Raw genomic sequence first — 10,934 nt, forward strand, 5'->3', positions numbered from 1 at the left:
CGCCTTACCCTGCCTAAAAAAGCTTTAATATCAAAGTTTTGTACTTGATTTGTAGGCCTGCGTAAGCAAAGCGCCACCAGGCATAATTCCACGGTATAACGTTTATCAGCAGTCAGACACCACCTTTCGGGGAAGGTGGTGTCTGGGATCACATCGAAAAAGACGCTTTATTCACTACGACGTTTACGGCCCGTCGCGTGGGTGTGCGTAACAGGGGTTTCGCTATCACCTTCAATGACGACTTTTTTCTGATTTGAGACCCGGTAATCGAGTCCAAGGATGTGACGTGCCTGACGGTTCGATTTCATTCTTACTCCTTAATCCTGTTTTACTGGTTTCAAGGACAAGCCCGGCGGGTGCCGGACGAAACGTTACCCTAAAGGTCAGCTCGCGGGCGAGCTGACTGTTAAGCATTGACCAAACCCGGGCGTTTTGCAATCGACCGGCGGCTTTTAGGAACACTCTCTTTTTGCCGCAAACTTTCAGGCGCGTCCTATACTTGATGACTCGACAGCAAAAAGGAGTCAATTATGACGATTCATAAGAAAGGTCAGGCACACTGGGAAGGGGATATCAAAAGTGGTAAAGGTACCGTCTCGACAGAGAGTGGCGTCCTTAACCAAAGCCCTTATGGTTTCAATACCCGTTTTGAGGGTGAGAAAGGAACCAACCCTGAAGAGTTAATTGGCGCAGCACACGCCGCCTGCTTTTCAATGGCGCTTTCATTGATGTTGGGCGAGCAGGGTTATACCGCAACCTCCATTGATACCGTTGCAGATGTTTCCCTCGATAAGAAAGACGGCGGTTTTGCGATCACCAAAGTTGCCCTGCAAAGTAAGGTCTCTGTGCCGCAAATTGAACAGTCTGCATTTGACGCTATTATCCAAAAAGCGAAGGCGGGTTGCCCGGTTTCACAGTTACTGAATGCTGATATTACACTTGATTACCAGCTAAACGCGTAATCGTCTTTCGCCCGCGTCCTGCGGGCGAATCCTTTATTCCTCTCTAAACATCTCCCTTTCTTTACGCATGCCCAGTGCCAGCGTTTGCGACGGATCAAAGAGCGAGAAACTTTCCACCTGCTCAAGCAAGATCACCTTGCGAAAATCCAGTGCTGATTGCGGCTCTGAGGTCAGCGTAATCTCATGCCTGGCATACCACGCACTGTAATTATGCTCGACGGTAAACTCAAAATTTTCGCTATTACGATAGCCGCTCAGCATTGGTACAATCACAATGTTGCTGGCGTTACTAGCATCAAAAGTCGCCGCATGAACCATGCCAATGTAAATTCGCTGCGATTTCAGGGTCAGCCAGACTAACTGACCGCTCTCCATGCATTGATAAAGCAATCCTTCGAGGCTGTTTGCACTGGCCAGTTCCTTATAAAGCGACAGTCGTCCCTTGCTGTCGAGTCGGGCACTCATGGCCCAGTTTGAGCGGTAAAGACAAAAGAAAATCGCGAAGGCCAGCATGATCACTACCGGAGCCTGAATGCCTAAAAAGCTCCAGTTCATGAACACCATTTGAAGCCGATGTTCTTCAGGCCCAAACCAGACGGGAAGGGCATTCATCGTCACGGATGCGATCAATAAAATCAGCCACAGAATGCCGGTAGCAATAATACCTTGCAGAACGAAAATACAACCATAAAGGGCGACCAGAAAATACACATCCCAGCCGAAAGTACGTTTAAATTTAAAACGAGTGGAGAGATCCCGGCTGCTATACCAGTATCCACACACCATCAGAACCATAAATATAGCCGTTCCCATCTCAGGCCCTTTTTAGTGCGTTAATGTGGCGATCAAAATCTTCCTGTACGGCGCGGCAATGGACATTGACGGTAGCATTACCGTCGTCATCCACCAGGATGCGTTCGCCATCTTCAATAGATTCTTCGATATCGTGGTGATTAATGACCTGCAAAAATTTCTCGGGGCTGGTAAAAAGTGAACGGAACCATCGCATAGTAAAACCTCCTGCACCCAGTATAGAAACTCCGGACAAAACAGGCGGGCATTTCACGGGTTAGCGGATAAATCCGAGTGTGCTGCGCCTCAAGGATGCTGCACGCCATTTTTCACTTCGATGCGCTTAAGCTGGACGGCAGTACCCTTTTGCCAGGCATCTGCGCCTTCCGCGACGGGATGGGCCTGAAGCGTTTGCCGTGATTCACGTATTTGGTTTGAGTCAATATCGAAACGCCGATCGCGATCGGCCAGCAGTTGTGGGTTGAGTTGCCCATCGGCGGTAAAGCCCATCATCAGCGCAGGCGCCCCCAGCGGCAGCGTTTTGTCACGATCGGTGTGCCAGGTGTGCCAGGTTTTTCCATAGGTGTTCACAATTTTACTCATTAGCGGATTTTCAGCGGCTTCAGGTAAGCCGGGGGCAACCAGACTTCCTGACATCACCTCATAGCGATGACTATGCCAGTAAGGCTTTTCCTCAGCAGGTAAGGTTTTAAAGAGTCGCTCACTGATGATGTACTCGACACCCATTAATTTTGCATCGCGGGTATTGCCATCATAAATCACTGCCTGCATTACATCGTCATTAAGTACAGTGACATAGTGATGCGCTTCCATCTGGCCTTTTTGCTCCCCACTGTAAAAGTGGAAACCATCCAGATACGTGCTGATTGCCTCAATGGGGGGACGGGACTGGATCACTGTTGCGCCTGTGGCCAGCACTTTCATTTTTGCAGAGGTTTCTTCTCCCGTTGCTTTGACCGGGGAAGGGGAATTTGATGCGCCACAGCCAGTTAATATTGCCGAGGTATAAATTAGCCAGTGGGAAAGTTTCATCTGTTAATCGCCTTTTTACTTATCAGTTTATTAACCGTAGCGCAGAAAGGCGTAATGATAGTTATTTATAGCAGATAATTCTTAGACAAGACTGACTCTCTCCCTTCAGCTTGAACTTTGCCCGCTGGCAACTAGATTTAAGACTTCCCGCCATGGCGGATCATTCCCCGGAGAACCATATGAAAGCACTCACTTATCACGGGCCGCATAAAGTCAGCGTTGATACGCATCCGGATCCCATAATTGAAGCCAGTGATGACATTATTTTGCGGGTCACCGCAACGGCTATTTGCGGCTCCGATTTACACCTTTATCGCGGAAAAATTCCGGGTACCGATCATGGTGATATTTTTGGTCATGAGTTTATGGGCGAGGTCGTTGAGACGGGGAAAGATGTCACAGCAGCCAGCCGCGGTGATCGGGTCGTGATCCCTTTTGTCATTGCCTGCGGCAACTGTTTTTTCTGTCAGCTTGAGCAATATTCCGCCTGCGAAACAACCAATAGCGGGAAGGGCGCAGCGCTGAACCGCAAAACCATTACGCCACCCGCTGCGCTATTTGGCTACAGCAAATTATACGGTGGCGTCCCCGGTGGGCAGGCAGAATATGTCCGCGTACCCAAAGCCAATACCGGTCCGTTTAAAGTTCCTCGCGTATTGTCCGATGACAAAGTTCTCTTTTTAACCGATATTTTGCCAACCGCCTGGCAGGCGGTAAAAAATGCAGAAATCAAAAAAGGGTCCAGCGTGGCGATATTTGGTGCCGGACCGGTGGGGTTATTGTCTGCTGCCTGCGCGCGTTATTTAGGCGCAGAAAAAATATTTATGATCGACCATCATGATTACCGCCTCAATTTTGCCCACCAGTGTTATGGCGTTATTCCTATCAACTTTGATAAAAATGACGATCCGGCGGCGTGGATTATTGAAAATACCGATAATCACCGCGGCGTGGATGCCGTCATTGACGCCGTGGGTTTTGAAGCCAAAGGAAGCCTGACGGAAACCGTACTTAGCAACCTCAAAATTGAGGGCAGCAGTGGTAAAGCGCTACGGCAGTGTATCGCCGCGGTGCGTCGGGGCGGCATTGTCAGTGTTCCGGGCGTTTATGCCGGGTTCATTCACGGTTTCATGTTCGGTGATGCCTTCGATAAAGGCTTAACCTTCAAAATGGGCCAGACACATGTGCATGCGTACCTGCCGGAATTGCTGAAACTGATCGAAGAAGGACTGCTGCGTCCGGAAGAGATCGTGACTCACCATATGCCGCTGGAAGAGGCGGCCAAAGGCTATGAGATTTTCGAAAAGCGTGAGGAGGATTGTCGCAAAGTGATCCTTGTTCCGGGAATGTCAGCTGTGACTGAATAAGCGGATTGCCGGGTGAGGGCTTTCACCCGGCTCATCGTGGTTAATTTGAGACCAGTTGTACCACCACCAGCCTGCCACCTTCTTCCGTTGAAAGCACGAATTGAGTGCCGTCGTCCAGCGCCAGTTTCTCGCCGATAGCAATGGCCGTTTTGTCAGGCAGCGACATCAGGCCGGGGATGCCTTCGTTCACCAGCCACCAGCGATCGTTATGGAAAACGAAATACCCGACGCGTTTCTTCTGGGCTTCAGTCGTGCGCTCATTGGGGGCCACTAAACGATTTACGTGCCAGGCGAACAGCGACTGCCCGCTCCAGACCATCAGACGGTGATCGTCCGGCCGGAAGCTGCCCGCTTTACGTGACGAGTATAAATTGAGGATCGGCAGTTTTCCTTTGTAAGGGGTGCCGCAATACGGGCAAACCGGTTTGGTTTTACCTGAAAAAACATACCATTTCTGCTCACAGGCAGGATTCTGGCACGGCTGGATAAGATCAACCGTTTTTACCAGTGCCGATTCCCATTCGTCCGCCGTCGGGCGACGCTGCGGATCGTGCAGACCTTCGATAAAGGCCCGATCAAACAGCGGGGTCAGGTAAGGCCCCATGATGGTGTAAGGGATCTTCTGCGGATCGGCCCACGGCAGCGACGACGGCGAGACCTGGTTAAGTTTCACCGCGTTACTGCGATCGAAGGGGTGCTCGATAAATAGCGCTTTTTCACCCATCGACAGGGATTCGTCACGCATTTCGTCGTCCAGATCGTGAATTTTACCGCCCCGGAGCGGATGGCGGTAAAACAGGTACATATAAATCAGCACTGACAGCGCGTGCCTGTCCGTCAGAATGCTCGGCAAAACCCGGCGCGGATCGTCTTTTTCCAGATGGCTGGTTTTAACCACTTCCGGCGCAATAAAATCCGGCGTGCCCACCACATCCGGGGGAAATTTTCCCGGCACCACAAGGCCATCGACATCGATAATGCAGGCGTGACCTTGTTCGGGGTCAATCAGGACATTTTTGTAACTCAGATCGCTATGACAAAGCCCCGCTGCATGCATACGCCTTACCGCGCGGCTCAATAATAAGCAGACCTTGAGATAGGTCAGGGTATTGCCTTTTTCGCGTGGATCGAGGAATTTGTTCTGGTTATTGGCGCTGGCAAACCATTTCCCTTCTTTTTCGCGCCCGCGGATACCGAGAAAATCGTTATTTTTGGAACCATATTTGAAAAAAAAGTGGCGTTTGTAGGTCGGCACCACAATACCGATTTTCCCGTCATGCTCCACTACGCTGGTCGGCCAGCAGAAAAGATCTTTCCAGTATTCGCCGCCGGACTGCTCAAAAATATTGGGCCGATAGCGGCCTGTGATCATGTCGATTCGCTCGCGCGCCTGCTCATTCTGCGGCTTTTTATAAAACGCCACCACATAGCTTTTATCCGGCGAAAAATAGACATCCTTCATTGAGCCGGAGCCGATGATTTCATCCACATATTGAACGGTTTTACCGTCCCGGGTGGTACACGTTACGATATTTGCCATATTATCTCACCCGCCCGTCACCATGAGACCACGATAGTGCGGTCGTCGTGATTGCCTGGCGAAAAGAAGTTCAGCCATTCAACCAGGTTCTCCGCCGCGTTTTCTGCATCGTCCAGATGAGGCGTCAGCTCTGCGATCAGCGCATCCCATTTCTGTGGGTTTTGCAGCCCGTTATCCGTTTCGAAGCAGGGATCGGACACGCCATCCGTCATCAGCACCAGATGGGAAATCTCTTTCCAGCGGCCGATAATAATGCGCTTGCTGAATTCCGCATCCTGGATAGTTTCAGCGTCCAGAAAGCGTGTCTGACCCGCGTATTCACCGCTGTCCGGCATACCCAGCACGCGAACTTTGCCCGCCGGGCCGTAGGCGGCAATGGCACCGTCGCCCAGCCAGAAAGCAGCCGCAAAAATCTCATCGCCTTCGCGAAAAGAGACCAGCGCTAACAACGTCGTTGAGTAGGATTTACTTTTTTCCCCGGCGATTTTGGCTTCATGATTGATATTGTTAACCGCCAGCGCCGAGGCCAGACTGAACTGGCGGTAAAAATAGTCCCAAATCTGCCGCTGATCGTCGGTGTTCCACTGGGTAATTTGTGTTTTGAGCGCCAGACCTTTATCGCCTTTAAGCTGATCAAACAGGTAATTACCTGCCGTTTCGGTGGCAATTCGTGATCCCTGACGTGAGTGACTGGCGCTCCCTGCGCCATCGGCGACCAGCATCACGCTCCAGCCGCTCTGCTCGCTGGCGTTAATGTAAAAGTCATCATCGCGGAACGAGCCAACATGGGCGTGAGATCGTCCCCGGCGGCTGGCGGCCGCGATGGTCACACCTGCGTGTTTAATCAGCTTATGATCGAGATTAGTTTTGTAATACCTGTCTTCTTCAGGAGGATCGATATCTTTCCATAACGTGCGCGGGTCGGGATTGACGATAAACGTGATCCTGGATGCGCCGTCAGGATGTGACGGGCAGGACCATTTCACCGTAATCTCCATGTCGCCGCTGGTTGTTGGCGTGCCTGACAGAGTGCCTTCAGCTCGATCAAACGTTAGACCGATGGGGGCGTCGAAAAGAATATCTTCAACCTCGGCACGCTCGTCATTATCAAGAGCAATATCTACCGTACAGTGAAAAGGCGCACCAGCCCGGGCATTGGCAATACCGATCCGCGCATTTGGAGCCTTGAGTGGCGGGGGGCACGCTGCGGCCGGATGCGAGGGAATCTGGCCGGGCTTTAATAATTCAACCGGTTTACTCACGGATTCGGCTTCCTGAGGCGCTGTTTCATTGAGTTCGTCATAAGGCATTTTTTGCCACGGTGCAGAATCGGTATTTTCTTCAGCCAGCGCGTTTTCTGCCGGTTCAGGCGGTGGATTATCGCCAGCGGTGTCGCACACCTCTTCAGCGTCAGATTCAGGCTCTGACGCTGCTTCTTCTGCCGCACCCACGCTGACTTTCTCAATGATCGCGTTAATTTCAGCGTCCAGCCCGTCGTCGTGACTCAGGGATCGTTGTTCCTCCGGCGTCAAGGTCAGGCCTTTTTCGGCAATAATCAGGGCGAGGATCTTTTTTTTCAGAGGCATATTATCATCCATCATCCTTTACCTCTGCTGACATCAAAGTCATTGTCATCGCCATTTCTGAACGTTAACGCGGTTTCGCACCACGGACAGATAATGTCGTCGGGGCCGTTGACGCACAGCAATCGGCCGCAGCGACACAGGGCAAATGCGCTGGCATTGCCGCAGTGTGGACATCCCGGTACGCCGTGTAATTCACTGGTATTCACCTGCAGTGATGAGGCGGAGGGATCGCTCCACTCGAAATAATCTTCATCAATCGGGTAACAGCCAGCGAGATTAAAGCCGTTGATATTCAGATTGAAATTCAGCCCGGAAACGTTCACCGGCGGACGTTCATATTTGATGAGGTAAGGGCGGCGCGATTTACTGCATCGTCCGGCGAGGGTGACGCAGGTTTCATCGCAGGCACGCGCCACGTCATCCTTCGCCAGCTTAACCAGATAGTCGGTCTGGACCGCCGGCGGCGGCGCATCTTCGCCCACGCTACGGCTGTGGGCGGTGACGGAGGCCGTGATCCATTTTATGAAGCGGGTAAAGTCACCCTCATGCGCTTCGTTGAAATGAAACACATTCTCTGAGAGCTGGCGCAGCGTATTAAGGTCCGCAGAGGGGCCAAGCCCGATCCCAATCAGATTCACTTTGCGGGCGTAATGCTCTTTCCAGCGCTTAATTTCTGCGGCAGCATCGTCGGTAGGATGACCGTCGGTTAACAGATACACCACCGGTTTCCAGTCGCCTTTGCGTTCGACGGTGGTTTTACGAACCTGGGTGTCAATTTGCGTCATCAGTTCACGCAGCGCGGCACCGAGATTCGTGCCGCTGCCTACCGGCAGGCGCGGTGGGTAAAACGACAGGACCTCATGCAGCGGGACAATGGTTCTGGCGATACCGGCAAAAGCAATCACTGAAATCCAGGCCGTTTCGAGGGCATGCGGATCTTTTCTCAGGTCGCTGACGATCATTTGCAGGCCGTCATTCATCTTTTTTAGATTGTCGCCAATCATGGACTCTGAGCAGTCCAGAACAAAAAATACCGGAAGTCTTCTCACGGAGATCACCTCATCAGGCCATTACAACACCAGTTGGATTTCTGGCGGCGGAGGAGGGAGCGTGTCCGTGCTGGAATTGACTCCCGCACTGGTGCTGCCCGAAGCCACGCTGGCCGACACCCACTTGAAGAAACCGGCGAAGGCGGTTGAGTCAAGCGTTTCAAGCGCCACAACGGTGTCCGTCAGTTGCTTCAGGTGTTCATGACGCGCTTTGGGACCTACAGCGCAGGCAATGATGGAGCCAAACGCGCGCTTTTTGACCTCTTTGATCGCTTCTCCGTAAGCCCAGGCATCGGAAGGTGTGCCGTCGGTCATCAGGAATACCAGCGGCCGCCAGTCACCTTTCTGATCGCCATCCGAACGCCGCACGTCGCGATCGACACAGGCCACAAGGCATTCCAGCGCCGCGCCGGTAAACGTGCCTCCGGCGCTGGGCACCACGATATCGGTGAACTGAAAGTTTTCCAGCGCGGAGAGCTTCGTGTGTTCACGCGCTTCATTATCAAAGGTGATAATCGAGATATGCACGCTTTCAAGCGCGTAAGGATCCTGGCGCAGTGCGCTGAGCATCGCCTGTACACCAACGTTAACCGCGTGAATGGATTCGCCGCGCATCGATCCGGAGGTATCAATGAGCAGATAAACAGGGAGTCTTCTCATATCAGATATAGCTCTTTAAATGCGTAACGAAGGTATCGGATTCGGACGGCTCACCGACGGCGTTAAGTTTCCAGCCGCTTGGCTCTCTTACCAGTTCGGCGAAAAGCATGGAACACTGATTATTGAATGCGGCTCCGCCTGAGAGATCAAAGCGTGCCATTTCGATATTGCGTGCATCAACCGCACGAATAAACGCGTTCTTCACCTTGCCGAAATGCTGTTTCAGGCGTTCGCCGTTGTAGATTTGCACAATGAAGACGATTTTTTCATAGCGTGGTTCGAGGGCATTGAGTTTAACGATAATTTGTTCATCGTCGCCATCGCCAGCCCCGGTACGGTTATCGCCGGTCAGCCAGATGTTGCCTGTCTTATGTCGCAGGCTATTAAAAAAGATGATGTCACCATTGACCAGCGTCGGCTTGCCGTTCTCCTGATCGCCTAAATCAGTCACTTTTCCCTGGGCGTCACACAAAAAAGCAATAACGTCGAGATCGTACTCTTCTTCCTTTTTGCCAAACACGCTACCTAAAAATCCTTTCTTCTCTTCGTTAATGTCCCATCCCAGACCGATGGTGACGGAAGAGAGATCGTATTCATTTTTTCGCAGGCTAACGCCTTGCCCCTTGCGTAAACTGACTGACATAACATCTCCTTATTTATGTGGTTACAAAACGACGTTAACTTCCGGCGGTGGCGGCGGCAAATCATCCAGTCCAATCACCTCTTTTTTGGATTCAACCTTCTGGCTGCCGACGGAAATACTGGCGGAAACCCATTTAAAGAAAGCTTTAATGGTGGTGGAATCGGCGGTATCCAGTTGCAGCACAATCTCGGTGATTTCCTGCAGGACACTGGTTTCTGCTGAATGTCCGGCAGCACAGGCAACAACCACGCCTGTTCTGGCGGCTTTAAATGCGCTGACGCCTTTACGCCAGTCATCCGTTGGCGAACCGTCGGTCATGATAAAAACCAGCGGACGCCAGTCTCCCTTGGTCTCTGCCGTAGTTTTTTGAACTTCACGAGAAATAGCGTCGGCGGTCAGGGAAAGCGCTTCGCCCAAAGCGGTGGTTCCGCTGGCAACCAGATCGGGGAGTTTAAAGCTAAGCAGATCGGTTAACGGTACGGCCTGGCGCGCGGAGGAATCAAACGTAATGACGGAAACATACGCGGTTTCGAGCGCGTAAGGGTCTTGCTTGAGGGTTGTCAGCAGGGTTTGTACCCCGTTCTTGACCGCTTCGATAGGTTCACCGTTCATTGAACCTGAAGTGTCGAGAAGTAAATAAACAGGAAGTCTTCGCATATGTAGCTCCTGATGATTTGAGATTTTTAACCAGAGGGGTAATGACCAAAATACAGTATGCTTTTAAGGCGTTATGAGCGAGTATTTTTCTGGTTTTTATCAAGACAAACTGAGAGTGTAGCCCGTCGCATGCGCGACGGGCAGAGGAAATTGACCGCTATTTCCTGGTATTGACGCGTTCATTTTGCAGCAGTTCAAAGGCTTTCTCCGTCAGCAACTCAACGGCTTCGCTGCGGGTTTTGTCATTAGCAAACGCGTAACGGTCAATTTTGCGCAAAATGCTCATACGCAGAGAAAGCGAGACGGCGGTTTTCTTATCTTTGTCCAGATCGACCCAGCGGGTGGCTTCCCCTTTTTTCAGCTCCGCGTTCGCATTCAGCGACTCGGTCATTCGTCGCAGCGCTTTTTTATCCAGCGAGCCAAAATGAGTCATCTGGTAAGCATGAACGGCCTTGCTGTATTTTATATCCGCCGAATATGACTCCCGCAATTCTTTAAGCGCCCGGGTAAGGGTGGGTTCAGAGCATTCCAGAAGCTCCAGAATATGACTTGCAGAAACCGGTTTGCCGGTACCAAGGATCGTCGCCAGCCTGAATACGCGTTCTTGTCGCGAACTTAATAGCAT

13 protein-coding genes are annotated in these 10,934 nt (G+C 51.6%); 2 read left to right on the forward strand and 11 right to left on the reverse strand.

Annotated elements, in window-relative coordinates; all coding sequences use genetic code 11:
• Nucleotides 1–167: 167 nt before the first annotated feature.
• Nucleotides 168–308 (reverse strand): stationary-phase-induced ribosome-associated protein, encoded by a 141-nt coding sequence (gene sra, locus ACMGGS_RS17435; RefSeq protein ID WP_176917405.1) that lies wholly within the window; start codon nt 306–308, stop codon nt 168–170.
• Nucleotides 309–530: 222 nt separating this feature from the next.
• On the opposite strand from sra, the gene ACMGGS_RS17440 reads away from it, so the two are divergent.
• Nucleotides 531–962, forward strand: a complete 432-nt coding sequence (locus tag ACMGGS_RS17440; RefSeq protein WP_176917404.1) for an OsmC family peroxiredoxin — start codon at nt 531–533, stop codon at nt 960–962.
• 33 nt (nt 963–995) lie between these two features.
• On the opposite strand, the gene ACMGGS_RS17445 is transcribed toward ACMGGS_RS17440, so the two are convergent.
• From ACMGGS_RS17445 to ACMGGS_RS17455, 3 genes are all read right to left on the reverse strand, one after another.
• Nucleotides 996–1,775 carry a hypothetical protein gene (locus ACMGGS_RS17445; RefSeq protein WP_414163675.1) on the reverse strand — a complete coding sequence of 260 codons (780 nt, stop codon included), beginning with the start codon at nt 1,773–1,775 and terminating at the stop codon, nt 996–998.
• 1 nt (nt 1,776) lies between these two features.
• Nucleotides 1,777–1,971, reverse strand: coding sequence for a hypothetical protein (locus tag ACMGGS_RS17450; RefSeq protein ID WP_414163676.1), 195 nt, complete (start codon nt 1,969–1,971; stop codon nt 1,777–1,779).
• Nucleotides 1,972–2,060: 89 nt separating this feature from the next.
• Nucleotides 2,061–2,807: an OBAP family protein gene (locus ACMGGS_RS17455; RefSeq protein WP_414163677.1), complete on the reverse strand. Its 747-nt coding sequence runs from the start codon at nt 2,805–2,807 to the stop codon at nt 2,061–2,063.
• A 179-nt stretch (nt 2,808–2,986) separates the two neighbouring features.
• Here ACMGGS_RS17455 and ACMGGS_RS17460 point away from each other — a divergent pair, with 179 nt between their 5' ends.
• Nucleotides 2,987–4,174, forward strand: a complete 1,188-nt coding sequence (locus ACMGGS_RS17460; protein WP_414163678.1) for a zinc-dependent alcohol dehydrogenase — start codon at nt 2,987–2,989, stop codon at nt 4,172–4,174.
• 40 nt (nt 4,175–4,214) lie between these two features.
• On the opposite strand, the gene ACMGGS_RS17465 is transcribed toward ACMGGS_RS17460, so the two are convergent.
• From ACMGGS_RS17465 to ACMGGS_RS17495, 7 genes are all read right to left on the reverse strand, one after another.
• Nucleotides 4,215–5,714, reverse strand: a complete 1,500-nt coding sequence (locus tag ACMGGS_RS17465; protein ID WP_414163679.1) for a helix-hairpin-helix domain-containing protein — start codon at nt 5,712–5,714, stop codon at nt 4,215–4,217.
• Nucleotides 5,715–5,731: 17 nt separating this feature from the next.
• On the reverse strand, nt 5,732–7,300 hold the full coding sequence (locus tag ACMGGS_RS17470; protein WP_414163680.1) for a PP2C family serine/threonine-protein phosphatase: 1,569 nt from the start codon (nt 7,298–7,300) through the stop codon (nt 5,732–5,734).
• 11 nt (nt 7,301–7,311) lie between these two features.
• The gene (locus ACMGGS_RS17475) at nt 7,312–8,349 is read right to left on the reverse strand and encodes a TerY-C metal binding domain-containing protein (protein ID WP_414163681.1); all 1,038 of its coding nucleotides are present in this window, start codon (nt 8,347–8,349) and stop codon (nt 7,312–7,314) included.
• A gap of 21 nt (nt 8,350–8,370) precedes the next feature.
• The gene (locus tag ACMGGS_RS17480; protein ID WP_414163682.1) at nt 8,371–9,009 is read right to left on the reverse strand and encodes a vWA domain-containing protein; all 639 of its coding nucleotides are present in this window, start codon (nt 9,007–9,009) and stop codon (nt 8,371–8,373) included.
• A gap of 1 nt (nt 9,010) precedes the next feature.
• Nucleotides 9,011–9,652: a TerD family protein gene (locus ACMGGS_RS17485; protein ID WP_414163683.1), complete on the reverse strand. Its 642-nt coding sequence runs from the start codon at nt 9,650–9,652 to the stop codon at nt 9,011–9,013.
• Between the two features lie 21 nt (nt 9,653–9,673).
• Nucleotides 9,674–10,309, reverse strand: a complete 636-nt coding sequence (locus ACMGGS_RS17490; protein WP_176917395.1) for a vWA domain-containing protein — start codon at nt 10,307–10,309, stop codon at nt 9,674–9,676.
• A gap of 157 nt (nt 10,310–10,466) precedes the next feature.
• A complete protein-coding gene (locus tag ACMGGS_RS17495; protein ID WP_414163684.1) occupies nt 10,467–10,934 on the reverse strand; it encodes a tellurium resistance protein TerW in 468 nt (155 codons plus the stop codon).

Source organism: Superficieibacter sp. BNK-5 (assembly GCF_047456055.1).
GTDB lineage: Bacteria > Pseudomonadota > Gammaproteobacteria > Enterobacterales > Enterobacteriaceae > Superficieibacter.

Bases quoted from the DNA above. Each gene is read 5' to 3' on its own strand.
- ACMGGS_RS17485 (WP_414163683.1), bottom strand. From the start codon at position 9,652: ATGTCAGTCAGTTTACGCAAGGGGCAAGGCGTTAGCCTGCGAAAAAAT.
- ACMGGS_RS17480 (WP_414163682.1), bottom strand. From the start codon at position 9,009: ATGAGAAGACTCCCTGTTTATCTGCTCATTGATACCTCCGGATCGATG.
- sra (WP_176917405.1), bottom strand. From the start codon at position 308: ATGAAATCGAACCGTCAGGCACGTCACATCCTTGGACTCGATTACCGG.
- ACMGGS_RS17455 (WP_414163677.1), bottom strand. From the start codon at position 2,807: ATGAAACTTTCCCACTGGCTAATTTATACCTCGGCAATATTAACTGGC.
- ACMGGS_RS17440 (WP_176917404.1), top strand. From the start codon at position 531: ATGACGATTCATAAGAAAGGTCAGGCACACTGGGAAGGGGATATCAAA.
- ACMGGS_RS17465 (WP_414163679.1), bottom strand. From the start codon at position 5,714: ATGGCAAATATCGTAACGTGTACCACCCGGGACGGTAAAACCGTTCAA.
- ACMGGS_RS17490 (WP_176917395.1), bottom strand. From the start codon at position 10,309: ATGCGAAGACTTCCTGTTTATTTACTTCTCGACACTTCAGGTTCAATG.
- ACMGGS_RS17460 (WP_414163678.1), top strand. From the start codon at position 2,987: ATGAAAGCACTCACTTATCACGGGCCGCATAAAGTCAGCGTTGATACG.
- ACMGGS_RS17450 (WP_414163676.1), bottom strand. From the start codon at position 1,971: ATGCGATGGTTCCGTTCACTTTTTACCAGCCCCGAGAAATTTTTGCAG.
- ACMGGS_RS17495 (WP_414163684.1), bottom strand. From the start codon at position 10,934: ATGCTATTAAGTTCGCGACAAGAACGCGTATTCAGGCTGGCGACGATC.
- ACMGGS_RS17445 (WP_414163675.1), bottom strand. From the start codon at position 1,775: ATGGGAACGGCTATATTTATGGTTCTGATGGTGTGTGGATACTGGTAT.
- ACMGGS_RS17470 (WP_414163680.1), bottom strand. From the start codon at position 7,300: ATGCCTCTGAAAAAAAAGATCCTCGCCCTGATTATTGCCGAAAAAGGC.